At 67.1% G+C, this 24,916-nt stretch carries 25 protein-coding genes, 3 tRNA genes and 3 pseudogenes; 21 read left to right on the top strand and 10 right to left on the bottom strand.

What is annotated here, in order from left to right:
- Positions 1–16: 16 nt before the first annotated feature.
- Entirely contained in the window at positions 17–1,213 is a 1,197-nt protein-coding gene (locus G6N20_RS16775) for a cysteine desulfurase-like protein (RefSeq protein WP_083046718.1), read from the top strand.
- 9 nt (positions 1,214–1,222) lie between these two features.
- On the opposite strand, the gene G6N20_RS16770 is transcribed toward G6N20_RS16775, so the two are convergent.
- Positions 1,223–2,194 carry an NAD(P)H-quinone oxidoreductase gene (locus G6N20_RS16770; protein ID WP_083046777.1) on the bottom strand — a complete coding sequence of 324 codons (972 nt, stop codon included), beginning with the start codon at positions 2,192–2,194 and terminating at the stop codon, positions 1,223–1,225.
- Between the two features lie 47 nt (positions 2,195–2,241).
- On the opposite strand from G6N20_RS16770, the gene G6N20_RS16765 reads away from it, so the two are divergent.
- Positions 2,242–2,328 (top strand) — tRNA-Ser (locus G6N20_RS16765).
- Between the two features lie 114 nt (positions 2,329–2,442).
- Here G6N20_RS16765 and lipE read toward each other — a convergent pair.
- Entirely contained in the window at positions 2,443–3,714 is a 1,272-nt protein-coding gene (gene lipE, locus G6N20_RS16760) for a lipase LipE (protein ID WP_083046719.1), read from the bottom strand.
- 4 nt (positions 3,715–3,718) lie between these two features.
- Entirely contained in the window at positions 3,719–4,543 is an 825-nt protein-coding gene (locus tag G6N20_RS16755; protein WP_083046720.1) for a crotonase/enoyl-CoA hydratase family protein, read from the bottom strand.
- Between the two features lie 23 nt (positions 4,544–4,566).
- Here G6N20_RS16755 and G6N20_RS16750 point away from each other — a divergent pair, with 23 nt between their 5' ends.
- Positions 4,567–5,160 carry a TIGR03086 family metal-binding protein gene (locus G6N20_RS16750; RefSeq protein WP_083046778.1) on the top strand — a complete coding sequence of 198 codons (594 nt, stop codon included), beginning with the start codon at positions 4,567–4,569 and terminating at the stop codon, positions 5,158–5,160.
- On the opposite strand, the gene G6N20_RS16745 is transcribed toward G6N20_RS16750, so the two are convergent.
- The gene (locus G6N20_RS16745; RefSeq protein ID WP_083046721.1) at positions 5,135–6,271 is read right to left on the bottom strand and encodes a pyridoxal phosphate-dependent aminotransferase; all 1,137 of its coding nucleotides are present in this window, start codon (positions 6,269–6,271) and stop codon (positions 5,135–5,137) included. The genes G6N20_RS16750 and G6N20_RS16745 overlap by 26 nt on opposite strands.
- 83 nt (positions 6,272–6,354) lie before the next feature.
- On the opposite strand from G6N20_RS16745, the gene G6N20_RS16740 reads away from it, so the two are divergent.
- Together G6N20_RS16740 and G6N20_RS16735 are read left to right on the top strand one after the other, a co-directional pair.
- Positions 6,355–6,443, top strand: a tRNA-Ser gene (locus tag G6N20_RS16740).
- Between the two features lie 22 nt (positions 6,444–6,465).
- A tRNA-Arg gene (locus G6N20_RS16735) sits at positions 6,466–6,538 on the top strand.
- A gap of 19 nt (positions 6,539–6,557) precedes the next feature.
- On the opposite strand, the gene G6N20_RS16730 is transcribed toward G6N20_RS16735, so the two are convergent.
- Entirely contained in the window at positions 6,558–7,178 is a 621-nt protein-coding gene (locus G6N20_RS16730; RefSeq protein WP_083046722.1) for a hypothetical protein, read from the bottom strand.
- A 626-nt stretch (positions 7,179–7,804) separates the two neighbouring features.
- Here G6N20_RS16730 and G6N20_RS22305 point away from each other — a divergent pair.
- Both G6N20_RS22305 and G6N20_RS22300 read left to right on the top strand, forming a co-directional pair.
- Positions 7,805–8,092: pseudogene (locus tag G6N20_RS22305) on the top strand (PE family protein); the annotation flags it as partial.
- A gap of 99 nt (positions 8,093–8,191) precedes the next feature.
- Positions 8,192–8,984 (top strand): annotated as a pseudogene (locus G6N20_RS22300) (RNA-guided endonuclease TnpB family protein); the annotation flags it as partial.
- Here the strand turns inward: G6N20_RS22300 and G6N20_RS16715 are convergent.
- Positions 8,900–9,247: pseudogene (locus G6N20_RS16715) on the bottom strand (nuclear transport factor 2 family protein); the annotation flags it as partial. The pseudogenes G6N20_RS22300 and G6N20_RS16715 sit on opposite strands and share 85 nt — an antisense overlap.
- A 102-nt stretch (positions 9,248–9,349) precedes the next feature.
- On the bottom strand, positions 9,350–10,177 hold the full coding sequence (locus G6N20_RS16710; RefSeq protein ID WP_083046724.1) for a glycoside hydrolase family 25 domain-containing protein: 828 nt from the start codon (positions 10,175–10,177) through the stop codon (positions 9,350–9,352).
- A 92-nt stretch (positions 10,178–10,269) separates the two neighbouring features.
- Between G6N20_RS16710 and G6N20_RS16705 the strand changes: the two genes are divergently transcribed.
- The 3 genes from G6N20_RS16705 (at position 10,270) to G6N20_RS16695 (ending at position 13,007) form a co-directional block, all read left to right on the top strand.
- On the top strand, positions 10,270–10,683 hold the full coding sequence (locus G6N20_RS16705; protein ID WP_083046725.1) for an MmcQ/YjbR family DNA-binding protein: 414 nt from the start codon (positions 10,270–10,272) through the stop codon (positions 10,681–10,683).
- 139 nt (positions 10,684–10,822) lie between these two features.
- Positions 10,823–11,527 (top strand): response regulator transcription factor, encoded by a 705-nt coding sequence (locus tag G6N20_RS16700; protein ID WP_083046779.1) that lies wholly within the window; start codon positions 10,823–10,825, stop codon positions 11,525–11,527.
- Positions 11,505–13,007 carry a sensor histidine kinase gene (locus G6N20_RS16695; RefSeq protein WP_083046726.1) on the top strand — a complete coding sequence of 501 codons (1,503 nt, stop codon included), beginning with the start codon at positions 11,505–11,507 and terminating at the stop codon, positions 13,005–13,007. Before G6N20_RS16700 ends, G6N20_RS16695 begins: the two co-directional genes overlap by 23 nt.
- A gap of 65 nt (positions 13,008–13,072) precedes the next feature.
- On the opposite strand, the gene G6N20_RS16690 is transcribed toward G6N20_RS16695, so the two are convergent.
- Entirely contained in the window at positions 13,073–13,546 is a 474-nt protein-coding gene (locus G6N20_RS16690; protein WP_083046727.1) for a lipoprotein LpqH, read from the bottom strand.
- A gap of 179 nt (positions 13,547–13,725) precedes the next feature.
- Between G6N20_RS16690 and G6N20_RS16685 the strand changes: the two genes are divergently transcribed.
- From G6N20_RS16685 to G6N20_RS16670, 4 genes are all read left to right on the top strand, one after another.
- Complete coding sequence (locus tag G6N20_RS16685; RefSeq protein WP_083046780.1) at positions 13,726–15,606, top strand: alkyl/aryl-sulfatase; 1,881 nt, start codon at positions 13,726–13,728, stop codon at positions 15,604–15,606.
- A 63-nt stretch (positions 15,607–15,669) separates the two neighbouring features.
- Positions 15,670–16,278 carry a histidine phosphatase family protein gene (locus G6N20_RS16680; protein ID WP_083046728.1) on the top strand — a complete coding sequence of 203 codons (609 nt, stop codon included), beginning with the start codon at positions 15,670–15,672 and terminating at the stop codon, positions 16,276–16,278.
- A gap of 9 nt (positions 16,279–16,287) precedes the next feature.
- Positions 16,288–17,340 (top strand): phosphotransferase family protein, encoded by a 1,053-nt coding sequence (locus tag G6N20_RS16675; RefSeq protein WP_083046729.1) that lies wholly within the window; start codon positions 16,288–16,290, stop codon positions 17,338–17,340.
- A 277-nt stretch (positions 17,341–17,617) separates the two neighbouring features.
- Positions 17,618–18,148 carry an SRPBCC family protein gene (locus G6N20_RS16670; protein ID WP_083046730.1) on the top strand — a complete coding sequence of 177 codons (531 nt, stop codon included), beginning with the start codon at positions 17,618–17,620 and terminating at the stop codon, positions 18,146–18,148.
- Between the two features lie 92 nt (positions 18,149–18,240).
- Here G6N20_RS16670 and G6N20_RS16665 read toward each other — a convergent pair whose 3' ends face one another.
- On the bottom strand, positions 18,241–18,579 hold the full coding sequence (locus G6N20_RS16665; protein WP_083046782.1) for a LapA family protein: 339 nt from the start codon (positions 18,577–18,579) through the stop codon (positions 18,241–18,243).
- A 111-nt stretch (positions 18,580–18,690) separates the two neighbouring features.
- Between G6N20_RS16665 and G6N20_RS16660 the strand changes: the two genes are divergently transcribed.
- The 5 genes from G6N20_RS16660 (at position 18,691) to G6N20_RS16640 (ending at position 22,788) form a co-directional block, all read left to right on the top strand.
- Complete coding sequence (locus G6N20_RS16660) at positions 18,691–19,629, top strand: ABC transporter substrate-binding protein (protein WP_083046731.1); 939 nt, start codon at positions 18,691–18,693, stop codon at positions 19,627–19,629.
- Between the two features lie 9 nt (positions 19,630–19,638).
- Positions 19,639–20,739, top strand: coding sequence for an ABC transporter ATP-binding protein (locus G6N20_RS16655; RefSeq protein ID WP_083046732.1), 1,101 nt, complete (start codon positions 19,639–19,641; stop codon positions 20,737–20,739).
- Between the two features lie 3 nt (positions 20,740–20,742).
- Positions 20,743–21,426, top strand: a complete 684-nt coding sequence (locus G6N20_RS16650; protein ID WP_083046733.1) for an ABC transporter permease — start codon at positions 20,743–20,745, stop codon at positions 21,424–21,426.
- The gene (locus G6N20_RS16645) at positions 21,423–22,169 is read left to right on the top strand and encodes an ABC transporter permease (RefSeq protein WP_083046781.1); all 747 of its coding nucleotides are present in this window, start codon (positions 21,423–21,425) and stop codon (positions 22,167–22,169) included. The genes G6N20_RS16650 and G6N20_RS16645 overlap by 4 nt, the downstream gene beginning before the upstream one ends.
- A gap of 64 nt (positions 22,170–22,233) precedes the next feature.
- Positions 22,234–22,788, top strand: coding sequence for a putative glycolipid-binding domain-containing protein (locus G6N20_RS16640; RefSeq protein ID WP_083046734.1), 555 nt, complete (start codon positions 22,234–22,236; stop codon positions 22,786–22,788).
- On the opposite strand, the gene G6N20_RS16635 is transcribed toward G6N20_RS16640, so the two are convergent.
- Positions 22,751–23,722, bottom strand: a complete 972-nt coding sequence (locus tag G6N20_RS16635; protein ID WP_142271914.1) for a prephenate dehydrogenase — start codon at positions 23,720–23,722, stop codon at positions 22,751–22,753. The genes G6N20_RS16640 and G6N20_RS16635 overlap by 38 nt on opposite strands.
- A gap of 103 nt (positions 23,723–23,825) precedes the next feature.
- Here G6N20_RS16635 and G6N20_RS16630 point away from each other — a divergent pair, with 103 nt between their 5' ends.
- On the top strand, positions 23,826–24,347 hold the full coding sequence (locus G6N20_RS16630) for a tRNA adenosine deaminase-associated protein (RefSeq protein WP_083046735.1): 522 nt from the start codon (positions 23,826–23,828) through the stop codon (positions 24,345–24,347).
- 110 nt (positions 24,348–24,457) lie between these two features.
- Entirely contained in the window at positions 24,458–24,916 is a 459-nt protein-coding gene (locus tag G6N20_RS16620; RefSeq protein ID WP_083046784.1) for a nucleoside deaminase, read from the top strand.

The raw sequence follows: 24,916 nt of genomic DNA, 5'->3' as shown, positions 1-24,916 counted from the left end.
CTCTAAGGTGGCTGGCATGGCCTATGACGTCGCCCGGGTGCGCGGACTGCATCCGTCGCTGGGTGACGGGTGGGTGCATTTCGACGCGCCCGCGGGGATGCTGATCCCGGATTCCGTCGCGACCACGGTGTCGACGGCCTTCCGCAGGTCGGGCTCCAGCATGCTGGGTGCTCACCCGTCGGCGCGGCGCAGCGCGGCGATCCTGGACGCGGCGCGCGAGGCGGTGGCCGATCTGCTCAATGCCGACCCGGGCGGGGTCGTGCTCGGCGCCGATCGGGCGGTGTTGCTGTCGTCGCTGGCGGAAGCCTCGGCCTCGCGCGCGGGCCTGGGATATGAGGTGATCGTCAGCCGCCTCGACGACGAGGCCAACATCGCGCCCTGGCTGCGGGCAGCACACCGCTACGGGGCCAAGGTGAAGTGGGCCGAGGTCGACATCGAGACCGGTGAGCTGCCGCCCTGGCAGTGGGAGAGCCTGATCAGCAAATCGACCCGGCTGGTCGCCGTCACCTCCGCGTCGGGCACGCTGGGCGCGGTCACCGACCTGCGGGCGATGACCAAGCTGGTCCATGACGTGGGCGGTTTTGTGGTGGTGGATCATTCGGCGGCCGCGCCGTATCGGTTGCTGGACATCCGAGAAACCGACGCCGACGTGGTGACGGTGAACGCCGTCGGTTGGGGTGGTCCACCGATCGGGGCGATGGTCTTTCGCGACCCGGCGCTGATCAACACCTTCGGCGGCGTCTCGACGGACCCGTACGCCGCCGGCCCGGCGCGCCTGGAACTTGGCGTGCACCAGTTCGGTCTGCTGGCCGGTGTGGTCGCCAGCATCGAATACCTGGCAACCCTCGACGAGTCGGCGCGGGGAACCAGGCGTGAACGACTGGCGATGTCAATGCAGTCGGCGGCCGCCTACCTGAACCACGTCTTCGAGTACCTGATGGTGTCGCTGCGGTCGTCGCCGCGGGTGGTGCTGCTCGGCCGTCCGGAGGTGCGGATCCCGGTGGTCAGCTTCGCGCTGCAGGACGTGCCGGCCGACCGGGTGGTGCAGCGGTTGGCGGACAACGGGATTCTGGCGATCGCCAATGCCAGCTCGCGCGTGCTCGACCTGCTGGGCGTCAACGACGTCGGCGGAGCGGTCACCGTCGGGCTGGCGCAATACACGACGATGTCCGAAGTCGACCAGCTGATGCGCGCGCTGGCGTCGTTGGGCTGACGACCCCGGTTACAGGGTCAACAGGATCTTTCCGAATGTCTTGCCCGACAGCATCAGCCGATGCGCCTCGGCCGCCTGGTGGATCGGCAGCCGGGCGCTGACGACCGGCCGGACCCGGCCACCGGCGATCATCGGCCAGACCGAGGCGGTCACCGCCGCGACGATGGCGCTCTTGCCGTTCGGGCCGCCCACCGGCCGGGCCCGCAGCGTGGTGCCGATGACCCGCGCCCGCTTGGTCAGCAGCTTGCCCAGGTTGAGTTCGCCCTTCACCCCGCCCTGTAGGCCGATGATGACCAGTTGACCGTCGGTGGCCAGCGCGTCGATGTTGCGGTCCAGGTAGGACGCGCCCATGATGTCGAGGATGACGTCGGCGCCGCCGGTGTGTTCCTTCAGCCGCGCGACGAAGTCCTCGTCGCGATAGTTGACGGTGATCTGGGCGCCCAGGTCGCGGCAGAGGTCCAGCTTTTCGCCCGACCCGGCGGTGGCCGCCACCCGGGCGCCCAACGCGCGGGACACCTGGATCGCGTGGCTGCCGACGCCGCTGGCCCCGCCGTGAATCAGCACCACCTGGCCCGGGCCGAGACGGGCGGTCATCACCAGGTTCGACCACACCGTGCAGGCCACTTCGGGCAGTGCGGCCGCGTCGACCACGTCGACGGTCGGTGGAATCGGCATCACCTGGCCGACCGGGACGGAGACGTATTCGGCGTACCCGCCGCCGGCCAGCAAGGCGCAGACCTCGTGGCCGGCAGCCCACTGCATGACCCCCGGACCGACCGCGGCGACGACGCCGCTCACCTCCATGCCGATGATTTCGCTGGCACCCGGCGGCGGCGGATATTTGCCGGCAGCCTGCAGCACGTCGGCGCGGTTGACACCGGCGGCGGCAACCTTGATGAGCACCTCGCCCGGCCCGGCGGACACGTCGGGAACTTCCTGCCACACCAGCTGATCGGCGGATTCGGCGACGATGGCGTGCATGACGGTCACGCTACCGCCCCGTCACCCTTGGCCTACCCTTTGTCCAGGGTGGCGTGGCAGAGCGGCCTAATGCACTCGCCTTGAAAGCGAGCGACGGCGAAACCCGTCCGGGGGTTCAAATCCCTCCGCCACCGCGGCCACCGTCACCTGCGCCGCACCGCCGCGTCAGCTTCAGCGAGCGTCCGTGTCTGTACGCCGACACGCCGGCACGGCTGGCATTTTGCGCGCGCTCGCGGGCAGGGTGGGCGCTAGTGCGTGAAGCCGGCGGATGCGCGGGGTATCTCGGCGGTGATGGTGTTCATCAGCGCGCTGTAGCGGCTGGCCTCGGGGTCCCGACCGGGTTTGCCACTGCTGATCAAGCCGGCCGCCAGGGCGCGCTCGGGGTCGGCCCACACCGCGACGTTGACCAGGCCGAGATGACCGAACGCGGCCGGAGCGTTGCGCCCGAACGGCCCAAACCTGGTCGACCCGAGCATGAATCCGGTGCCCCAGCGCAGCGGCATCAGCCCGGTCGCGAAATCCGGTCGCAACCGTCGGCATTCCTGAACCGCGCCGCGCAGCGTCTCCGGGCTTAGCACCCGCACACCGTCGAGCTCGCCGCCGCGACGCAGCATCTCCATGAAGCGGGACAGCTCGTTGGCGGTCGAGACCGTGTTGGATGACGGGATCACCGTGGTCAGGTACAGCGGCTTGTTCGTGTACGGGATGACCTCGTGCATGGTTCCGCCGATGGCCTTGCGGAAGACCGCGGCGATCAGCGGCGGCAGCGGCTTTCCGGTGGCGTGACTGGGTGCGACCAAGGGGAGGTCGTCCTTGGCGACCCCGTAGTTGGTCCACCGGAAACCGAGCGGATCCAGGATTTCGGCGGCGAGGATCTCGCGGATGTCCTTGCCGGTGGCCGCGTAGACGATCTCACGCACCAGCGGACCCCAGGTCAGCGCGTGGTAGATGTGCACCAATCCCGGCCGGTACAGCGGCCTCAGCTCGGCAAGTTGCTGTTGGGCGTACTCGTGGTCGTCGGCGCGCTTGACGTCGGGCCGCGGCCCGGTCGGAAACGGTACCCCCGCGCTGTGGGTCATCACGTGCCGGATGGTGGTGCGGTGCTTGCCGTGACTGGTGTAGCTGGGCAGGTACTCGCAGACCCGATCGTCGAGTGAGAAGTGTCCGCGCTCGACAAGCATGTGCACGACGGTCGCGGTGATGGCTTTCGCCGCCGAGTACGCGCAAAACGGGGTGTCGGTTGTGACGGGGATCTTTTCCGCGTCGGGTTGGTCGGTGGGGGCGTTGCCCCAGCCGTGGCCGATCGCGCGGTTGAGCACCACCCGGCCGTGGTGGCGGATGCACAACTGGATCGCGGGGTGCATGCCGGCCCGGTACCAGTGCCGTGCGGCCCGCCAGATCCGTTCGACGGCCGCGCCGCCGATCTCGGAGTGGTCTTCTGCGCCGATCGCCGTTACGGCGTCCAGGTCCACCGGGACCCGGATCTTGCCGTCTTCGTGTCCGCGATTGCCGTGCGCCACGGCCCTACTCGCCGGTGAACCGCGGCGGGCGCTTGGCAAACGCCGCCGAGATTCCCTCGGTCAAGTCGTTGGACGGCAGGAACGCCGCGTTCCAGGCGGCGACGTAGCGCAGGTTCTCCGACACCGCGGAGGTGCGCTGCTGATCGAGCACGTCCTTGATGCCGTAGACCGCCAACGGCGGGTTGGCGGCGATCTCGGCGGCGGTGGTATGGGCGGCGGCCAGCGTGGCCTCGGCGTCCTCGTAGACGTCGTTGACCAAGCCGATCTTCTCAGCGCGGGCGGCGTCGATGTCCTTACCCGTCAGCGCCAGCTCCCGCAGGTGACCATCGCCCAGGATCAACGGCAGGCGGGCCAGGCTGCCCATGTCCGCAACGATGGCCAGCTTGACCTCGCGCACCGAGAATTTGGCATCGGCGCTGGCGTAGCGGATGTCGACCGCGGAGATCAGGTCCACGCCGCCGCCGATGCACCAGCCGTGGATGGCGGCGATGGTGGGGGTGCGGCAGTCGGCGACGGCGTTGATCGCCTTCTGCATGCGCAGTATCTCGGTGTAGAAGTCGGCGCGCGGGCGGGCCAGCGCGCCCGCGGCCATCAGCGGGGTGAACATGCCGCCCATCGCGGGCACGTCCAGGCCATAGCTGAAGTTCTTGCCCGACCCGGTGATGACGATGGCCCGCACGTCTCGGTCGGCGTCCAGCGTTGCGAACACCTCCGGCAACTCCGACCAGAAGGCGGGCCCCATCGCGTTGCCCTTGCCGGGCCCGATCAGCGTCACCTGCGCGACCTGGTCGGTGGTTTCGACGGTGACGGATTCGTATGTTTCGCCCATGTCCAGACCGTAGCGTGGCCACCATGGCCCCAGATTTGCGACCCGCACCCGACTCCCCACCAGCCGACGAGTTGGCCAGCGCCGAAGCCACGCTCGCGGTGCTGCGGCGAGTCCTGCGCACCATCGCCAGCGGCGACATGTCCCGGCCAACACCCTGCACCGAGTACGACGTGGCGGGCCTGACCGGGCACCTGCTGAACGAGATCATGGTTCTGGGGGGCCTGGTGGGCGCGGACTTCGCGGATTGCCCGCATAGCGGTGACACCTATTCGGTGGAGCGGCAGGTGATCAGCGCGGCCCGACCGGCCCTGGACGCCTGGCACCGGCACGGCCTGGAAGGCGAGGTCGCGCTGGGGCCGGGTTCGATGACCGCCAGGGTTGCGGTATCGGTCTTTTCGATCGAATTCCTGGTGCACGCCTGGGATTACGGGGTCGCTGTGGGACGCTCCGTGCAGGTGTCGGATTCGCTGGCCGAATACGTGCTGGGGTTGGCGCGAAAGCTGATCAAGCCGCACGAGCGCGGCGCCGCCGGATTCGATGAGCCGGTCGATGTTCCCGACGATGCCAGCGGGCTGGATCGGCTGGTGGCGTTCACCGGCCGCAACCCGGCCCGCTAGGTTCGCTTGCGCCCAACCGTTGGTCGCGGAACTCCCGCGCATCCGCGGTGTTCCACGCGCGGGCAAACCGCAGGAAGGCGTCGTTTTCGTCGGGCGCGCCGACGGTGACCCGGACACCGTCGGTGCCGTACGGGCGGACCACGATGCCCGCTTCGGCGGCCTGCTCCACGAAGTCGCGGGTGCGCTGTCCCAGGGGCAGCCAGACGAAGTTGGCCTGCGACGGTGGCAGCCTGAACCCGGCGTCCCGCAACGCGGCGCTGACGCGGGCGCGCTCGGCTACCACGGCGTCGGTGCGGGCCAGTAGCTCGTCGGCGGCGTCCAGCGAGGCGATGGCCGCGGCCTGAGCCAGGCTGGACGCGGTGAACGGCACGTAGACCTTGTCCAGCGCGGTGATCACGTCCGGGTGGCCGATCGCGTAGCCGACCCGCAGGCCCGCCAGCCCGTAGGCCTTGGAAAAGGTGCGCAGCGCAACGACGTTGTCGTGGTCGCGGACCAGCCCCAAGCTGTCGGGCAGCATGCCATCGCGGATGTACTCGACATAGGCCTCGTCGATGGCGATCACGATGTGCGCTGGAACCGCCTGCACGAAGCGAGCCAGCGCGACCGGGTCGACGACCGTGGACGTCGGATTGTTGGGGTTGCAGACGAAAATCAGCCGGGTGCGTTCGCTGATCGCGGCGAGCATCGCGCCGAGGTCATAGGTGTGGTTGGTCAACGGCACCCGGACGGGGATGGCACCGGCGACCTGGACCTGCGGCGGGTAGAGCTCGAAGCTGCGCCACCCGAAGATCACCTCGTCGCCCACCGACGCGCTGATCTGAACGAGCTGCTGGCACAGGCTGACCGAGCCGCAGCCCACGGCGATGTGCTCGGCGGTGAAATCCGCCGTGCTCGCCGCGCTGAGGTGTTTGGCCAGCGCCGCTTTCAGCTGCACGCAGCCGTTGTCGGGATAGCGGTTGACCGCGTCGGTAGCGCGCTCGATGGCCGCGCGGACACTGGGCAGCGGGCCGAACACGGTCTCGTTGCTGGCCAGTTTGATGGCGCCGGGCACGGTCTTGCCGGGGACGTAAACTGGCAGCCCGGCCAGCTCGGGCCGCAGGCGGGCAGTCACTTCGACAGCATATGTTGTGGCTGTGTAGCCTATGCCTTCGGCGGCTGCGCGGTTCCGGGGTCGGGTACCCTCAGTACGTCCATGGAGGCGTGCCAGAGCGGCCGAATGGGGCTCACTGCTAATGAGTTGTCCCCCTTCAAGGGGACCGGAGGTTCAAATCCTCTCGCCTCCGCCGCGCAGATAACCGAATATCGGCGCCCGTAGCTCAACGGATAGAGCATCTGACTACGGATCAGAAGGTTGGGGGTTCGAATCCCTTCGGGCGCGCTCACGGCAAGCTCGCGAATCAAATAGGTGACCAATCGTCCCACCGGTTGTCGAAGCTCAGCGTCACCCGGGAGAACTGGGCGCCGCTGATGATCTCGCGAAAGTGATCTTGCCAGCCCCACCAGCCGTTGATCTGAAAGTTGTGCTGGTACCAGCTGAGCTGATAGTTGATGGGGATCGCTTCGCCCTTGTTCTCCGGCGCGAACACGGCGATCGCCAATAGCCCGAGGATGGCCCCGGCGGGAAGCTGGATCTTCCCGTCCCGCCAGATGTGCACACCAACGTCGGGAGATCCGTGGCGAGTCAATTCGAATCCCTTGGGCAGTTCGTCGACGTGGCCGTGGGTGTAGCGGTGGATGCCGAACAAGACGTCGGCGATGTCGGGACGACCGTCGGGCAGGTCCGACTTCACCTCGATGGGAAAGCGGGTCCGGTCGAAGTCGATACCGGGTGCGGCCATCGCATGGAAGATGTCCAACGAGTCCCGAATCGTGCGCTTGAACCGAGTGGCAACACCCAGCTGCGGATAACGCTTCTTGCCTGTTCCGTTGACGGCGTCGCAGGCGTGAAAGATGGCCCGCTCCCACTCCTGTCGAGCCCAGTGATCGAGTGACTGCCTGACCGAATCTCCTACGTTCACAGACCAGAGGCTAGCGAGGCCGGTGGCCGGCCTGGCCGGCGCTACCGACCGGTGGTCGCGAGGGTAAGGCCCTCGGGGTCGCGGCGGGCCGACGGCCTGCTCACGCGTCACACCGTCCTCATCTGCCCCACATGTACCCGATAGACCGGCCTGCACAGTGCCCGCCGTGCCGGAACGCGTGAGGCGAATGAGACAACAGGAGGCCATGCACCGCACGCACCGGGGCGCGTGCCGCCGCGCACGCGGGGTCACCCTGGTTCCGGTCCCTACGAACGTGCGAGCGAGACCCGCCGCGGGCTTGCGTCACGGAGGTGACACTGGACCAAGGCGGCGCGGGGCCAACGGTGTTCGTCGTCGCGCAGGTGTCGTCGACGGCCGCCCCGCGACCGATATGACGCAGACCTGCGCGTCGGCGCCGGTTACGCGGGCCCGACCAAAGTTTTCGTCGGTGTGTCAATCAGATCGACATTCGTCGGCGGCCTCTGTAAATCTCGTTGACAATAAGGGCACCTCTTATAACTGTTATATAACGGTTAGAACTCGGTGATATAACGTTGATTGCAATACGGCTCGTGCTCAATACGATTCGTTCATTCCCAACACGCAAATTCTTTGAAGGGCCTGCCATGTCGTTTTTGTTTACACAGCCAGAGCAGCTGAAGGCGGCGGCGACGGAATTGGCCGGCATTGGTTCGACGATCAACGCCGCCAACGCGGCGGCGGCGGCCCCCACCACGAGCGTGTTAGCCGCGGGTGCTGACGAGATCTCGGCGGCGGTGGCGGCCCTGTTCGGGGCGCACGGACAGATGTATCAGGGGCTGTGTGCACAGGCGGCGGTCGTGCATGACCAGTTCGTGCAGGCGATGAGCGCGGCCGGGCGGGCATATGCCAGCACCGAAGCCGCGAACGCGTCGTTGCAGGGTGGGCGGTAGGCAGGCTGACCTCGGTCGATACGTCGACCCAGGCGCAGCTGGCTCAGGCCGCCCGGGGATCGGCCCGCTTTAGCTTTAGCTGACCGGGTCTGTTTCGCCACCGGGGCGATGCGCGTCGAGCCCGACCGTCGGCATCTGAGGCTGCCGGTGATTGGCACCGTCCGCACCCATGAGAACACCCGCCGCGTCGAGCGCCTGATCGCTAAAGGCCGGGCGCGGGTGCTGGCACATCAGCGTGCGGCGCAACGGCGCCCGGCTGGACGCGAGCGTGCGGGTGCTGGTGCAGCGCCCCCGGGCTCGTTCCCGCTGCACCAAAGGCTCACGCCGCTATCGTGAGCGCACCACCGAGGTGTCCCGGCTGCATCGCCGGGTCAACGATGTCCGCACCCATCATCTGCATGCCCTGACAACGCGATTGGCCATAACTCACGGCCGTATCGTGGTTGAAGGTTTGGACGCCGCAGGGATGCAGCGACAGAAGGTGCTTGCCCGGCGCCGTGCCCGCCGGCGCGGACTTTCCGATGCCGCCCTGGGTACACCGCGCCGGCACCTGGCCTACAAGAGCCGCTGGTACGGGTCGGAGTTGGTGGTCGCAGACCGCTGGTTCCCGTCGTCGAAAACCTGTCACTTGTGTCGGCATGTGCAGAACATCGGCTGGGACGAACATCGGCAATGCGACGGTTGCTTGGCACGTCACCAGCGTGATGACAACGCCGCAGTGAACCTCGCGCGCTACGAGGACACCGACACCACGTCGGGTAGCGTCGTCGGCCCAGTTGGGGCCGCCGCGCCGTCGCGAAACACGAAGGTGTCGACGCCGTCGTCCACCCGGTTGAGCGCCGAATCGGCGGACCACTCCAGAAAGAGCACATCGCCTTCGAAGACTTGGGTTTTCACATCCCACGCCGCGTTGGGCACGTCGGCGAGCAAGTTGACGAACACTTCCCGGATACCGGCTTTGCCGCGCGCAACGGCCCGGGACGTGATCACCACCGAGTCGTCGGCGTAGTCGGCGACGATCTCGTCCAGGTCGCCCGCGGCGAGCGCTTTCCTGTGGTGGGCGAACACTTGCTGTGGTAGCGCGTCATCGCATCCCCCTCCGAGGCCTGTGCAACGTCTGGAAAAAGCGTAGGTCACCCTTGACGAACGGGCCGAGCCCCAGCGTCCCCCACGGTCTCGAAGACGCAATGCCGCCAGCCCTTTTCGTTTCAGTACGGCCGACCGGTCCGGTAACACTCGTCATGTCGGCGGCTGGAGACGTTCCACGTCGTTCTTGATCGCCGCGATCGCGTCGACGGGCGTGAGATCCTGGCCTCGGCTGTTCTGGCCCAGCTGTGGCCAGCCGGTGCCGTTGGGCCCGCGCAGCTGATCCCAGATCTCACGGACCTTCGTCAACAGTTCGGCCTGCTCCTCGTCGGTGAGCGCCATCAGCGGTCCTCCGTTCGTGGTGATGCCGCACGCGGCGGCAAACTGTTGTGGGGTCAGGCCATCGGCGGAGTTCATGTCGCAGCGGCCGAACGGCGGAGCGCCCTGCGGCAGATTGGGGCTATAACCCGAGCCGTCGGTGTACTGGTGGGCGACCTGTCCGGGAAGGTGCGGGTTGGATCCGTAACCCGCCGCGATGACACGCAGGCCGGGCGGGCGCACCCGCCACATGTTGTAGAAGTCATAGGCATTGGCGTAACCGATGATTCGCGCCGCGGATCCCGCGTAATCCGCTAGGTTCCAGTACAGCCGGTTGATCCAGCTGGACCCGTCGCCCGGCGGGTTACCGCCCGATTCGACGTCGAGCATTAACGCCACCCGGCGGTGCAAGCCGCCGTTGGCGTCGATCATCGTGCGCACGGTATTGGCGTTGGCTAACCAGTTGGGGCGGACATAGGTGTAGACGATTCCGAAGGTCAGTCGCCGGCTGTCCAACGCCGCGCGCATCCATGCGTAGTTGAGCGCAAAGTTGTGATCGCGATAGGTGCCGTCGCACACGCGAATCGAAAGAACCTGGTAGGGATATGAGTTATCCACGGGCACTTGGTATTCGGAGACGTCGGCGAACAAAGTGTCGACCACGCTGCGTCAGACCACCCTTCCCGCGCTACGTGTCGCCCATGCTACCGGCCGTTGGCCCGCCGTCGCCGCAGTCGGTGGGTAATGTCGCGGCTATGTCCGATCGACCCGCCGAAGTCGGCGATGTGCACCGGATCGCTGCGTCGATGCCGCACGTCAAACGCGTGGAAGGACCAAAGGGCAACGCGATCTATCAGGTGGGCGGCAGGTCGTTCGTGTTCTTTCGCACCCCACAACCGGACGCGACCGATCCGGTCACCGGTGACCGCTACACCGACGTGATCATGCTCTGGGTGGAATCGGAGAGCGACAAGCTCGCGCTGGTGCAGGATCCGGCTTCACCGTTTTTCACCACGGAGCGCTTCGATGGGCATCCCTCGGTGCTCGTGCGGGCCAGTCGACTAGCGGAGGTCAGCGTGTCGGAATTGACCGAACTGGTGCAGGACGCATGGTTGTCCCGGGTGTCGAAGCGGCGGGCCGCGGCGTGGCTCGCGTCCCGCCAGCCGTAGTGCCCGCCACGAAGCACCCCGGACGGCCAGCACCGCGCTATTTCACAGCCTGCACATAGCAACGGCTTAGCTTCGGTTTAGCCGGCCGCGGACACTGGAAGCCGTGACCGTGCCCAAAACCCGGGTTGAGCGCGTCGTCATGTGCCGTGCCGACGGACAGCCGGTCACCGTACTGGTCGTTGACGACGAACTTGTCCTCGCCGAGATGGTGTCGATGGCGTTGCGCTACGAGGGCTGGAACATCGTCACCGCCAGCGATGGCTCATCGGCCATCGCCGCGGCCCGCGCGCAGCGCCCCGACGTGGTCGTACTGGACGTGATGCTGCCCGACATGAGCGGCCTCGACGTGCTTCAGGCGTTGCGCGAGCAGAATCCCCGGTTGCCGGTGTTGCTGCTGACGGCCAAGGACGCGGTGGAGGATCGCATCGCCGGGCTCACCGCGGGCGGCGACGACTACGTCACCAAGCCGTTCAGCCTCGAGGAGGTGGTGCTTCGGCTGCGGGCGCTGCTGCGGCGCACCGGGGTCACCACAGCCGACGGCGGCGCGCAACTGGTGGTCGGGGACCTGGTGCTGGACGAAGACAGCCACGAGGTGACGCGCGCCGGCGAGCCGGTCACGTTGACCTCCACCGAGTTCGAGCTGCTGCGGTTCATGATGCGCAACTCCAAGCGGGTGCTGAGCAAGGCCCAGATTCTGGACCGGGTGTGGAGCTACGACTTCGGTGGCCGGTCTAATATCGTCGAGCTGTACATCTCCTACCTGCGCAAGAAGATCGACAACGGCCGCAAACCCATGATCCACACGCTGCGCGGCGCCGGCTATGTCCTCAAGCCGGCCCGCTGAGGCTAGGCGAGTCTGGTCGCTTCGGCTGCGGCTTCTGGTCGGGCAGATCGTGGTGCTGGCCATCGTGTGTCTGGGCATCACCGCGGCCACCGAGCTGGCGCTGCGCCATCACTTGCTGGCACAGCTCGACGGGCAGCTCAGCGGCACCAGCTACCGCTCCGCGCTGCTGTATCCCGAACTGCCCCGTCGCCACGAACCGCGCTACACCAGGGCCGGCCCCGGCCCCCGGTTCCTCGATGCGCCGGGCCAGCCGGCCGGAATGGTCGCTGCGGTGGTCAGCAACGGCAGGACCGTCGACGCGGGATATCTGACCAGCAGTGGCACCCGGGCCGCGTTGACCCCAACCGCGCAGGCGCAGCTGGAACGGATCGCCGGCAGCCGCACACCGGTCACCCTCAACCTCGACGGCCTCGGCCGGTATCGTGTCGTGGCCGCCCCGAGCCGCCACCGGGCCGACGTCATCGTCACCGGTCTGTCGATGGCGGGCGTCGACGCCACGATGTTCCAGATGCTGGTCATCTTCGGGATCCTCACGGTGATCGCGCTGGTCGCCGCGACGAGCGCGGGCGTGGTCATCATCAGGCGGGCGCTGGCGCCGTTGCGCCGCGTCGCGCAAACCGCGAGCGAGGTTGTCGACCTGCCGTTGGACCGCGGCGAAGTTGCGCTGCCCGTGCGGGTGCCCCAGCCCGACGCGAATCCCTACACCGAGGTCGGTCGACTCGGTTCGGCGCTGAACCGGATGCTCGACCACATCGCCGCGGCGCTGTCGACGCGACAGGCCAGCGAGACGCGGGTGCGCCAATTCGTCGCCGACGCCAGCCACGAACTGCGTACGCCGCTGGCCGCGATCCGCGGTTACACCGAGCTGGCGCAGCGGATGGGTGACGATCGTGCGGCGGTGGCACACGCGATGAGCCGGGTGGCGTCCGAGACCGATCGGATCACGCGCCTCGTCGAGGACCTGCTGCTGCTGGCCCGCCTGGACTCGGGCCGGCCGCTGGAACGCGAACCGGTGGACCTGTCCCGGTTGGCGGTCGACGCGGTCAGCGACGCACACGTCGCCGCATCGGATCACCACTGGGAGCTCGACCTGCCCCCCGAACCGGTGGTGGTCCCCGGTGATGCGCCGCGATTGCATCAGGTGCTGACCAACCTGCTGGCCAACGCCCGCGTCCATACCGGCGCCGGCACCGTCGTCACGACACGGCTGTGCACAGAGCCGTGCCACGCCGTGCTGCAGGTGATCGACAACGGCCCCGGCGTACCGGTGGCGCAGCAGTCGGAGGTGTTCGAGCGGTTCGTCCGCGGCGATACCTCACGCTCCCGCCACGGCGGCAGCACCGGGCTCGGTTTGGCGATCGTCTCCGCCGTGGTCAAGGCGCACCATGGAACGATCACGCTGAACAGCCGGCCCGGTCATACCGAGTTCACCGTGCGGCTGCCACTTAACGGGTGGCAACCGCACGCTTACCAGCTCTAGGTCACCGCGGGTGGCCTGATTGTGCCTCCTCGGGTCCGGTGCCGGGCCCGAGGAGGCGCCGCGGGTTAGGAACAGGTCACGTCGATTTCAAACGGCTTGGTCACCGGCGACATCGGGTTGGCCATGTCAACCCCGGTGGCGGTGCCGGTGATCTTGTAGGTGTTGCCGTTCTTGGTGGCCGTGGCGTTGCCCTGGCCGGTACCCGATGTGTATCCGAGCGTGACGCCGTTGACGTTGCCCAGCCCGACGGACTTCACCTCGGGCGGGTTGGTGTCGGTGAGCACGGCGGCGATGCCCGTCGCCGCTCCACCGATCGCGATGTTGACATTGCCGGCTGCCGTGGTGCACACCACCGAACCGGTGACGTTTTGGTCCTTGCCGTCGATGATGACCTTTGGCCCGCCGGCGGCGGGGCTTGCCGTTGTGCCTCCGGCAGTCGTGGTACCGCCGCCCGTAGTCGACTTGTTGCTCGAACATCCGGAAAGACCCACAACCAGAATGGCCGCTCCGGCTACCGCGACCGTCAGTCCACGCTTCACCCTGTGCTCCTTTGCCCGTCGTAGCGGTCCATCGGCATTGAGGACCGCTTCGGAGTATGCGGGTTAACTGGGCCTGAGGTCTAGGGACCGCGAAGAAATATTTCCCAGTTCGTCCGGTCGTGGCCACCGAATCGGATCTGGGGGGCTCTGTCGAAGATCGCCGCGGTAATGGCAAGGTAGTGCCGGTGGACCATAAACCTCCCACCGCGGTCATTGCGTCGGCACACGGCAAGCACTCGCTACCGTGGGATGACACAACGGATTTCGACGATGCCGACCGCGGATTCATTGCGGCGCTGTCGCCGTGTGTCATCAAGGCGGCCGACGGCCGTGTGGTATGGGACAACGATGCCTATGCGTTTCTCGGCGGGCCGCCGCCGACGTCGGTGCATCCCAGCCTGTGGCGGCAATCGACGCTGGCCGCCAAGCAGGGCCTCTACGAAGTGGTGCCGGGCATCTACCAGGTCCGCGGATTCGACATCTCCAACATCAGTTTCGTCGAGGGCGATACCGGACTCATCGTCATCGACCCGTTGATATCCACCGAGGTGGCCGCCGCGGCCCTGGAGCTGTATCGGGCTCACCGTGGCGGTGACCGCCCGGTGGTCGCGGTGATCTACACCCACAGTCACGTCGACCACTTCGGTGGCGTGCTGGGGGTCACCACCCAAGCCGATGTGGACGCGGGCAAGGTGGCGGTGCTGGCACCGGAGGGCTTCTCTGCGCACGCCGTGCAGGAGAACGTCTACGCCGGTCCGGCCATGACACGCCGCGCCACCTACATGTATGGCACGATGCTGGACCGCGGACCGCAGGGGCAGGTGGGCTGCGGGCTCGGCCAGGCCCCGTCGACCGGTGAGGTGGGCGTCATCAACCCGACCGTCAACATCCGCACGACCGGGCAGACACACCGCATCGACGGCGTGGAGATCGAGTTCCAGATGGCGCCGGGCACCGAGGCCCCCGCCGAGATGCACTTCTATTTCCCGAAATACCGCGCGTTGTGCATGGCCGAGAACGCCACCCACAACCTGCACAACCTGCTGACCCTGCGCGGCGCGCTGGTGCGCGACCCGCATGCCTGGTCGGGCTATCTCACCGAGGCGATCGACACCTTCGCCGACCGCACCGATGTGGTGTTCGCTTCGCACCACTGGCCGACCTGGGGCCACCAGCGCATCGTCGAATTCCTGTCGCTGCAGCGAGATCTGTACGCCTACCTACACGACCAGACGCTGCGGCTGCTCAACCAGGGCTACACCGGCGTCGAAATCGCCGAAATATTCCAGCTGCCACCAGCATTGGAGCGGGCCTGGCACACCCACGGCTACTACGGCTCGGTCAGCCATAACGTGAAGGCGATCTATCAACGTTACATGGGATGGTTCGACGGCAACCCGGCCCGGCTGTGGCCCCATCCCCCAGAAGCGCTCGGCCCGCGCTACGTCGACGCTATCGGTGGGATCGACCGGGTCGTCCAACTCGCTCAGCAGGCCTTCGACTCCGGTGATTTCCGGTGGGCGGCCACGCTGCTCGACCATGCGGTGTTCACCGACAGTGACCACGGCGGTGCCCGCGCGCTATACGCCGACACCCTAGAGCAGCTCGGCTACGGCGCCGAAAACGCGACGTGGCGCAACTTCTTCATGAGTGGGGCCGCCGAATTGCGTGTCGGAAACGTCGGCACCGCAACCCAAACCACGTCGTTGACGTTGTTGTCGCAGCTGACACCGGAGCAGATCTTCGACGGCCTCGCCATTCGGGTCAACGGGCCACGCAGTTGGGAGCTGGACATCGCTATCGATGTCACGTTCCGTGATGTGGACGCCAACTACCGGCTTACGCTGCGCAATGGCGTGTTGGTCCATCGCGAGCGTCCTGCTGATCCGGCCACCGCGACGGTTACCGTGAGGCTGGACACCAAGTCTCGGCTGCTGGGGGTGGCGGCCGGCGATTTCAGCTCGGCTGGGCTCGAGGTGTCCGGCGACCAGACGGCGCTGCGGTCGCTGTTGGGTGTGCTCGAGGAACCGGACCCCGGTTTCAACATCGTCACGCCCTGACCGTGCGCTGACCGTGCGCCGAGGTTGCCGTAGCGATGCGGAACCACATGCGAGGCTTGGACCATGCAGCTGCTGTTGGTCCGGCATGCGCTGCCGCGGCGCACAGAACACGGTGAAGGTTCCGACCCCGACCTGTCGGACGCCGGATTGGCGCAGGTCGCGCGCCTGCCGGGGGCGCTGGCCAGGTTCCCGATCTCCCGGGTGGTGAGCAGCCCGCAGCGCCGCGCCATTCAGACCGCCCAACCGATCGCGGCGACGCGTGACCTGGCCGTCGAAATCGACGACAGGTTTGCCGAATACGACCGCGACCTGTCCGCCTACATCCCCGTCGAGCAGATTCGCGCCGAATTCCCCGAGGAGTGGGCCCGGATGGCCCAGGGGCAGCTGCCCAGCGCGGTCGACGAAGACTCCTTTCGGGCGCGGGTTCGGGCGGCCGTCGCCGACCTCATCGCCGCCGCCGCACCCGAGGACACGGTCGCGGCGTTCAGCCACGGCGGGGTGATCAACGTGGTGTTGCACGAGATTCTGGGGACCGCCCGGCTGCTGTCGTTTCCCATCGATTACGCATCGGTGACCCGGCTATTGTTCTCCCGGACCGGTCAGGCGACGGTGGCCTCGGTCAACTCCACCGAGCACGTGTGGGATCTGTTGCCCCGGAATCAGCGGTGGTAAACAGGTCCGGTGACCTCGGCTGACCGACTCGACGGCCTCAACCTGGCCGCGCTGGACAAGTACCTGAGTTCACTGGGCATCGAGCGCAACGGTGAGCTCCGCGGCGAGCTGATCTCCGGCGGCCGGTCCAATCTGACGTTCCGGGTCTACGACGACGCGACGAGCTGGCTGGTGCGCCGGCCGCCGCTGCACGGGCTGACACCGTCGGCTCACGACATGGCCCGCGAGTACCGGGTGGTCGCCGCCCTGCAGCACACCCCGGTTCCGGTCGCCCGCACGATCGCGCTGTGTGCGGACGACTCGGTGCTGGGGGTTCCCTTCCAGATCGTCGAATTCGTCGCCGGCCAAGTGGTGCGTCGGCGCGCCCAGCTGGAAGCCCTTGGCAGCAGTTCGGTCATCGACGGCTGCGTGGACGCGCTGATCCGGGTTCTCGTCGACTTGCATGGCATCGACCCGAACGCCGTCGGGCTGGCCGAATTCGGCAGACCCAGCGGCTACCTGGAACGCCAGCTGCGCCGCTGGGGCTCGCAATGGGAGCTGGTCCGGCTGCCGGACGACCACCGCGACGCCGACGTCGGGCGGCTGCATACGGCGCTGCGGGAAACCATTCCACGGCAGAGCCGCACCTCGATCGTGCACGGCGATTACCGGATCGACAACGTCATCCTGGACGCACACGACCCGACGGTGATCCGCGCGGTCGTGGACTGGGAGCTCTCGACGCTGGGGGATCCGCTGTCGGACGCGGCGCTGATGTGCGTGTACCGCGACCCCGCGCTGGATCTGATCGTCAACGCGCAGGCCGCCTGGACGTCGCCGCTGCTGCCGACGGCCGACGAGTTGGCCGACCGGTACTCGCTGGCCTCCGGGCGGCCGCTGGGGCACTGGGAATTCTACTTGGCCCTGGCCTATTTCAAGCTGGCCATCATCGCCGCCGGTATCGACTTCCGCCGCCGCATGTCGGAGCGGGCCGCGGGCATGGAAGAAACGTATGACACACCTGACGTGGTGGCGCCGCTGATCGCTCGAGGGCTAGCGGAGATTGCCAAACCGAGCTCGTAGCCAGTTGACCGTTGCCATCATCCCACTAACCGATTCCGCCGCCATCGCGTAGCATTACCCGCGCAAGCGGGCCAAACCTGCTTCCAGCTAACTAATGTTGTATCGCATCTGGGACGCCATCTTCTCTACGCAGACAGGAGCTATCACCGATGAACAATCCGGAGCAGAGATACCAGTAGTAGCAAGTTGGAACGAATGGGTATTTTCGTGTGACGTGCTTTGGCGTGACACATAGCATCCTTAGTATTCGCTACTAGAAAAGTTAGGGATCCTTGGAATGCATACCTACGAAAATTGGCCACAAGGAAATCGTCCCGCGGATGTGAAAGCATATTTTAAAGATGAGATAGATATTGACGCTCCTACAAGTACTGTTTGGTCATGGCTCTCGCGACCCGCGTTGTATCCCTATTGGTACAAGGGATGGCCTAAGGTAGACTTCTCCACGAGCAAGGACGCCCAGTTGGGCCCCGGGGACACTTTCGTTGCCTACGTCAAAGGCATGAAAAGCCCAACCAATGTTATCGATTTCGAGCCTGAGCATACGATAGCATGGACCGGTAAGAGATTCGGCGTTCGCGGAGTGCACAGTTGGGTATTGGCAGGAAATGCCAATTCGACTCTGGTGGTCACCGAAGAAACGCTGCGCGGCGTACTTCCCAGCATGTTTCCCAAGGTATTTATTAATGCTGGCCATCAGATGCATCGGCACTGGCTAAAGCAATTAAAGGCAATTTCCGAGATCATGCCTTACGATAGATCGTTGTCGGTTGAAGATATTTATCGAATGTCCTATCCGTCGAAGTAGGCGCTTCGACAGACATGCTGACGCTCAGCGGCCGGTAACGCGCCGGCCCGGTCGTTGTCCCGCGCCGCTTCACGGACTGCCGCGGCCCGGCGTTACCGCACAACCGTGGCCTGACTTTTCTTAGCGGCGCGGCGCAGTTGAAGAATCCGCGCGGTGCCGACCGCTACGGTCAGCAGCCCACCGCCCACCGCCGCCAGCAGAATGGCCACGCCCAGCGGCAGACTCCAGTGCCAGCCGAAGAACGTGAACGGCGTTGACGTGGTGTTCTGCGCGATGAATATCAACAACACGATCAGAATCAAAAAGCCGACCGTCAACGCCGACCACAGCGCGCCGGCGCGGGTGAACTTGGCCGTCGGATCCTTGGTCGTCGGATGCGGTCGGGGCTCCGGGGGCGGTGGAACGGGCGAGCCAGGGGGATTGCTGGTCATGGTGTCATCTTCGTCGTAGCTTGCCCGGAATGAAACCAACCCACGCCGAGAAACCTTGCGCGCATCGGCTGGCGGCCGCGCCCCGACGCTTGTGGCGATAGTGTCAGCGGCATGGGGATGCTGCGGCGCGTGCGTCGCGTGACACCCGTCGCGGCCGCGGTGCTGGTGACGGTGAGCCTGGCTGGCGCCTGCGGCAGTTCCGATCCGCTCGGCACGATCGGCAACCTGAAATCCATCGTGGTCGGATCCGGCGACTTCCCCGAATCGGTGATCGTTGCCGAGATCTACGCGCAGGCGCTGCAGGCCAACGGCTTCGACGTCGGGCGGCGGATGGGCATCGGTAGCCGCGAGACGTATGTCCCGGCGCTCAAAGACCATTCCATCGACCTGGTGCCGGAGTACATCGGCAACCTGCTGCTGTATTTTCAGCCGGACTCCGCGGCCACCATGCTGGACGACGTCGAGCTGGAGCTGTACAAACGGCTGCCCGGCGACCTGTCGATCCTGACACCGTCGCCGGCCTCCGACACCGACACCGTCACCGTCACCGCCGCCACCGCGGCCATGTGGAACCTGAAAACGATCGCCGACCTGGCCACGCATTCCGCGGCTGTCAGGTTGGCTGCGCCGTCGGCGTTTCAGACCCGGCCGTCCGGGTTGCCCGGGCTACGACACAAATACGCGCTCGACATCGCACCGGGCAATTTCGTGACCATCAACGACGGCGGCGGTGCGGTGACCGTGCGGGCGCTGGTGGATGGGGCGGTCACCGCCGCCAACATCTTCAGCACATCGCCGGCCATCCCACAGAACCACCTGGTGGTGCTGGAAGACCCGGAGCACAATTTCCTGGCCGGCAACATTGTGCCGCTGGTGAATTCGCAGAAGAAATCGGATCGCCTGAAAGCGGTGCTGGATGCGGTGTCCGCCAAGCTGACCACCGCGGGCCTGGCCGAACTCAATGCCGCGGTGTCCGGTAACTCCGGCGTCGACCCCGACGAGGCGGCGCGGCAATGGGTGCGGGACAACGGCTTCGACCACCCGTCATAGGAAGCCGAGATGATCAGCTTTGACAACGTCGTCAAGGTCTACCCTGACGGCGCCACCGCCGTGGACGGGTTGAGCCTGGAGGTCCCCGACGGCACGTTGACGGTGTTCGTCGGCCCGTCCGGCTGTGGCAAAACGACAGCGCTGCGGATGATCAACCGGATGGTCGAGCCGACGTCGGGCACCGTCACCGTCGACGGCGTGGACGTGGCGGGCGTCAACCCGGTGAAGCTGCGTCTGGGAATGGGCTACGTCATCCAGAATGCGGGGCTGATGCCGCACCAACGGGTGATCGACAACGTGGCCACGGTGCCGGTGCTGAAAGGCCAATCACGACGGGCCGCTCGCCAAGCCGCCTATGAGCTGCTCGACCGCGTCGGGCTGGATCCTGCGGTCGCCACCCGTTACCCTGCGCAACTCTCCGGCGGCGAACAACAGCGTGTCGGCGTGGCGCGGGCGCTGGCGGCCGACCCGCCGATCCTGTTGATGGATGAGCCGTTTTCCGCCGTTGACCCCGTGGTCCGCCACGATCTGCAAAACGAAATCCTGCGCCTGCAAAGCGAATTGCACAAGACCATCGTCTTTGTCACGCACGATATCGACGAGGCGTTCAAGCTGGGTGACGTGGTGGCGGTGTTCGCTCCGGGTGGCCGTTTGCAGCAGTGCGGACAACCGGCCGCCCTGCTCTCGCGTCCGGCCAACGAGTTTGTGTCGAAGTTCATCGGCCTGGGCCGCGGCTATCGGTGGCTGCAGCTCATCGACTCGGCGGGGCTACCCGTGCACGACATCGACCGGATCTCGGTGAGCAGCCTTGGGAGCGCGCGTCTTCCAACCGGGTGGGCACTGGTGGTCACCGACGAGAATGTGCCGCTGGGCTGGATCGACGGCGACGGTTTGCGCCGCCACCGCGACGGCGCGACGTTGTCGGAGTGCCTGGCCGTCGTCGGTTCGGTGTTCCGCCCGCCCGCAAACCTCAGCCAGGCGCTGGATGCGGCGCTGTCCTCGCCGTCCTCGGTGGGTGTCGCCGTGGACGGGTGCGGCCGGGTCGTTGGTGGAGTGCTGGCCGCCGACGTGCTGGCCGCGTTCCACAAAGGCAAGCAGCCCGGAGGTTAGGCCGTGCACTACCTGATCACGCACCTCGGCAGCGCCTGGGCGCTGACCGTGGTTCATCTGCGGCTGTCGGTGGTGCCGCTGGTGAACGGGCTGGCGATCGCGGTGCCGCTGGGCCTGCTGGCGCATCGTGCGCCGACGCTTCGGCGGGTGACCACGGCCACCGCCAGCATCGTGTTCACCATCCCGTCACTGGCGCTGTTTGTGGTGTTGCCGCTGATCATGAGAACCCGGATCCTCGACGAGGCCAATGTCATTGTGGCGCTGACGGCATACACAACGGCGCTGCTGGTGCGCACCGTGCTCGAAGCGCTGGACGCGGTGCCGACCGTGGTGCGGGACGCGGCCATCGCGGTCGGCTACTCACCGATCAGCCGGATGCTCAAAGTCGAGCTGCCGCTGTCGATCCCGGTCCTGGTTGCTGGGTTGCGGGTGGTCGCGGTGACCAATATCGCGATGGTTTCGGTGGGATCGGTGATCGGCATCGGGGGGCTGGGTAGCTGGTTCACCGCCGGATACCAGACGAACAAGAGCGACCAGATCGTGGCCGGCATCATCGCGATGTTCACGCTGGCGGTCGTCGTCGACATGCTGATCAACCTGGCCGGCTGGCTGGCCACGCCGTGGGAACGGGCGGCGGGCGGTTGGCGGTGCCGGGTCGCGGCGCCGATAACGGGCGGCGCCCGATGAGCTTCCTCGAGCTGGCGCTGTCCTACCTTTTCACCGCGAGCAATTGGACCGGCCCCGTGGGCCTTGCGGCGCGCACCTGCGAACACCTGGAATACACCGCGATCGCGGTGGGGTTGTCGGCGGTCATCGCGGTTCCGGCCGGCCTGGTCATCGGCCACACCGGCCGCGGCCGGCTGCTGGTGGTGGGTGTGGTGAATGGGGTGCGCGCGTTGCCGACGCTGGGCGTGCTGCTGCTGGGCGTGCTGGCGTTCGGGCTGGGTATGGGACCGCCGATCGTTGCGCTGATGCTGCTGGGCGTGCCTGCGCTGCTGGCCGGCACGTATGCGGGCATCGCCAACGTGGACCCGCTGGTGGTGGATGCCGCCCGCGCCCTGGGGATGACCGAGTCCCAGGTGCTGACACGCGTCGAGGTACCCAATGCGCTGCCGTTGATACTCGGCGGGTTGCGGAGCGCGACGTTGCAGGTGGTGGCCACGGCGACGGTGGCCGCCTACGCCAGTCTGGGTGGGCTGGGCCGTTTCTTGATCGACGGGATCCGCGAGCGCCGATTCCACATCGCCCTGGTCGGCGCGCTGATGGTGGCCGTGCTGGCGCTGATCCTGGACGGCCTGCTCGCGTTGGCGGTGTGGGCGTCGCGGCCGGGCACCGGGCGGCTGGGCGGGCGCACCGGCCCGCCGGTTCGGCAAATTGACGCCGCGGTGAGCGACAAACCCGCCGTGGTGGCTGGACACGCCCTACGGTAGAAGCGTGAACACAGCCTCCTCTGGTTCGACTGGATGCAATCCTTCTGGGCGCGTCTGGCCGGCGATGTTGACCTGGCGCGCGCAGGACATCTCACGCATGGAGTCGGTGCGAATCCAGGTGTCCGGCAAGCGAATCAAGGCCAACGGCCGTATCGTGGCCGCGGCCACCGCGGCCAACCCGGCTTTTGGTGCCTTCTATGAGGTACAAACCGACGAATCCGGTGCCACCAAGCGGTTCGGGCTGACCGTGACGCTGGCCGAGCGGGAACGCCAGCTGGCCATCGCACGCGACGAGGAAAACATGTGGTTGGTCACCGACCACCAGGGTGAGCGGCGGGCGGCGTACAACGGCGCGCTGGATGTCGACGTGGTGTTCAGCCCGTTCTTCAACGCGCTGCCCATCCGCCGCCTGGGATTGCATAAACACGCGGAATCGGTGACGCTGCCGATGGTCTACGTGAACGTGCCCGAGATGTCGGTCACCGCGGCCACCGTGAGCTACGCCAGCCAGGGACGACTCAACGGGATCAAGTTGCGTTCACCGGTCGCCGACACGACGGTGACCGTCGACGCCGACGGGTTCATCGTGGACTATCCAGGGTTGGCAGAGCGGATCTGATCACTCCGCCGGCCCGCCCGGCGGCGGCCAGTTGCTCGCGCCAGTTTTCGGCGCCGATGACCACGGTGACGATGTCGGAGCGCGGGAAGCTTTCGTAGCGGGTGCGCGCGGCGTTGCCCGCGTCGACCAGGTCGGCTACCGAGCCGTTGTGGGCCAGCGAATCGCGGGCGCGGCTGAGCAGCTCGATGACCCGGTCGGTGACCGGCACCAGCTGGCCGGTGTTGGCCTCACACATCGCGCGTACCAGGTCCGGTGCGGTGCCGGCGACCCGGGTGGCATCGCGAAACGACCCGGCGGCCAGCGCAAAAGCCAGCGGCACCTCGGCGGCGGCGACGGCCAGCGCCTCGGCCAGCAGGTGCGGCAGATGTGAGATGGCGGCCGCCGCGGCGTCGTGTTCGTCGGATCTGGCCGGCACCACCACCGCTCCGCAGTCCAGCGCCAACGTCATCACCATCGACCACACCGTGGGATCCACATGATCGTCCACGCTGATCACCCAGGGTGCCCTGGTGAACAACCCGCCGTGACCGGCCCGCCACCCGGAGTGCGCGGTGCCCGTCATCGGGTGCCCGCCGACGAAGCGTGCCCGCAGACCGGCCGCGACGACCTCGTCAAGCACCGCGCACTTGACGCTGGTGACGTCGGTGAGCGGACAGTCGGGCGCCGATTCGCGGACGTGGGCGAGCATGTACGGCAATGCCGGCATCGGCACGGCCAGCACGATCAACGCCTCGGTGTCGGCGGCCCGGGTCAGGGCTTCGCCGAGGTCGGTTGTGGCGTCGAAGCCCTCGCACCGCGCGGCGTGCGCGCCCTCCACCGACCGGTTGTAGCCGAAGACCTCACGGCCCGCCCCCGCGGCGGCCCGCATGATCGAGCCGCCGATGAGCCCGAGACCGAGCACGCATACCGGTGTCTGCGCCGCACTCCTAGTCACGGTCCAAGGTTTGCACAGCTGGGCGGGTCGCGGCGCGTTCAGGTCGATTGCCGATCATCTCTTGTCTGGTCAAGGCACCTGGGCAGCGACTACCGTGGCGGCCATGGGAGCACAACGGGCCTCCGCGAAGGGCCCGTCCGCGGACGCGCCGGACGGTTTCGGCGTCGCCGTGGTGCGCGAAGACGGCAAGTGGCGCTGTACGCCGCTGGGGCCCAAGGCGCTGACCAGTTTGTCGGCCGCCGAGACCGAGCTGCGTGAACTGCGCAGCGCGGGCGCCGTGTTTGGACTTCTCGACGTCGACGACGAATTCTTCGTCATCGTGCGGCCAGCGCCCTCGGGCACCCGGCTGTTGCTCTCGGACGCTACCGCCGCGCTGGACTATGACATTGCTGCTGAGGTTTTGGACAAGCTGGACGCCGAGATCGATCCGGAAGACCTTGAGGAGGCCGAACCGTTCGAGGAAGGCGATTTGGGCTTGCTGTCCGACATCGGGCTGCCTGAAGCGGTGCTGGGGGTCATCCTCGACGAGACCGACCTCTACGCCGACGAGCAACTGGGTCGGATCGCCCGGGAGATGGGTTTTGCTGACCAGCTGTCGGCGGTGATCGACCGCCTCGGTCGGTGATCGCAAGCGCGGCGGAGCCGGGCGCGGCGGGTCGCCGCCCTCAGGCCCAGTCGGTGATCGCAAGCGCGGCGGAGCCGGGCGCGGCGGGTCGCCGCCCTCAGGCCCAGCCGGTGATCGCGGACGAAGACCTGATCCGTGCCGCACTGGCCGTCGCCGCGACGGCCGGCCCGCGTGACGTGCCGATCGGTGCGGTGATCATCGGGGCCGACGGAACCGAGCTCGCCCGGGCGGTGAACGCCCGCGAGGCGCTCGGGGATCCCACCGCGCACGCCGAGATCCTGGCCCTGCGAGCGGCGGCCGCCGCATGTGGCGACGGATGGCGGCTGGCGGGCAGCACGCTGGCGGTCACCGTCGAACCGTGCACCATGTGCGCGGGCGCCCTGGTGCTGGCCCGGGTCGCGCGGCTGGTATTTGGTGCCTGGGAACCCAAGACGGGGGCGGTCGGCTCGCTGTGGGACGTGGTGCGCGACCGGCGGCTCAACCATCGCCCGGCGGTGCGCGGCGGGGTCCTCGCGGCGGAGTGCGCCGCGCCGCTAGAGGCCTTCTTCGCCCGTCAACGACTGGGGTGA

It is taken from the genome of Mycobacterium shinjukuense (genome assembly GCF_010730055.1).
Taxonomy (GTDB): domain Bacteria; phylum Actinomycetota; class Actinomycetes; order Mycobacteriales; family Mycobacteriaceae; genus Mycobacterium; species Mycobacterium shinjukuense.
This window is presented reverse-complemented; position numbering and strand designations above follow the sequence as displayed.

Coding starts and splice junctions, on each gene's coding strand:
- G6N20_RS16775 (WP_083046718.1), top strand. CDS start 17: ATGGCCTATGACGTCGCCCGGGTGCGCGGACTGCATCCGTCGCTGGGT.
- G6N20_RS16770 (WP_083046777.1), bottom strand. CDS start 2,194: ATGCACGCCATCGTCGCCGAATCCGCCGATCAGCTGGTGTGGCAGGAA.
- G6N20_RS16755 (WP_083046720.1), bottom strand. CDS start 4,543: ATGGGCGAAACATACGAATCCGTCACCGTCGAAACCACCGACCAGGTC.
- G6N20_RS16750 (WP_083046778.1), top strand. CDS start 4,567: ATGGCCCCAGATTTGCGACCCGCACCCGACTCCCCACCAGCCGACGAG.
- G6N20_RS16705 (WP_083046725.1), top strand. CDS start 10,270: ATGTCCGATCGACCCGCCGAAGTCGGCGATGTGCACCGGATCGCTGCG.
- G6N20_RS16700 (WP_083046779.1), top strand. CDS start 10,823: ATGTGCCGTGCCGACGGACAGCCGGTCACCGTACTGGTCGTTGACGAC.
- G6N20_RS16695 (WP_083046726.1), top strand. CDS start 11,505: ATGTCCTCAAGCCGGCCCGCTGAGGCTAGGCGAGTCTGGTCGCTTCGG.
- G6N20_RS16680 (WP_083046728.1), top strand. CDS start 15,670: ATGCAGCTGCTGTTGGTCCGGCATGCGCTGCCGCGGCGCACAGAACAC.
- G6N20_RS16670 (WP_083046730.1), top strand. CDS start 17,618: ATGCATACCTACGAAAATTGGCCACAAGGAAATCGTCCCGCGGATGTG.
- G6N20_RS16665 (WP_083046782.1), bottom strand. CDS start 18,579: ATGACCAGCAATCCCCCTGGCTCGCCCGTTCCACCGCCCCCGGAGCCC.
- G6N20_RS16660 (WP_083046731.1), top strand. CDS start 18,691: ATGGGGATGCTGCGGCGCGTGCGTCGCGTGACACCCGTCGCGGCCGCG.
- G6N20_RS16655 (WP_083046732.1), top strand. CDS start 19,639: ATGATCAGCTTTGACAACGTCGTCAAGGTCTACCCTGACGGCGCCACC.
- G6N20_RS16645 (WP_083046781.1), top strand. CDS start 21,423: ATGAGCTTCCTCGAGCTGGCGCTGTCCTACCTTTTCACCGCGAGCAAT.
- G6N20_RS16640 (WP_083046734.1), top strand. CDS start 22,234: ATGTTGACCTGGCGCGCGCAGGACATCTCACGCATGGAGTCGGTGCGA.
- G6N20_RS16630 (WP_083046735.1), top strand. CDS start 23,826: ATGGGAGCACAACGGGCCTCCGCGAAGGGCCCGTCCGCGGACGCGCCG.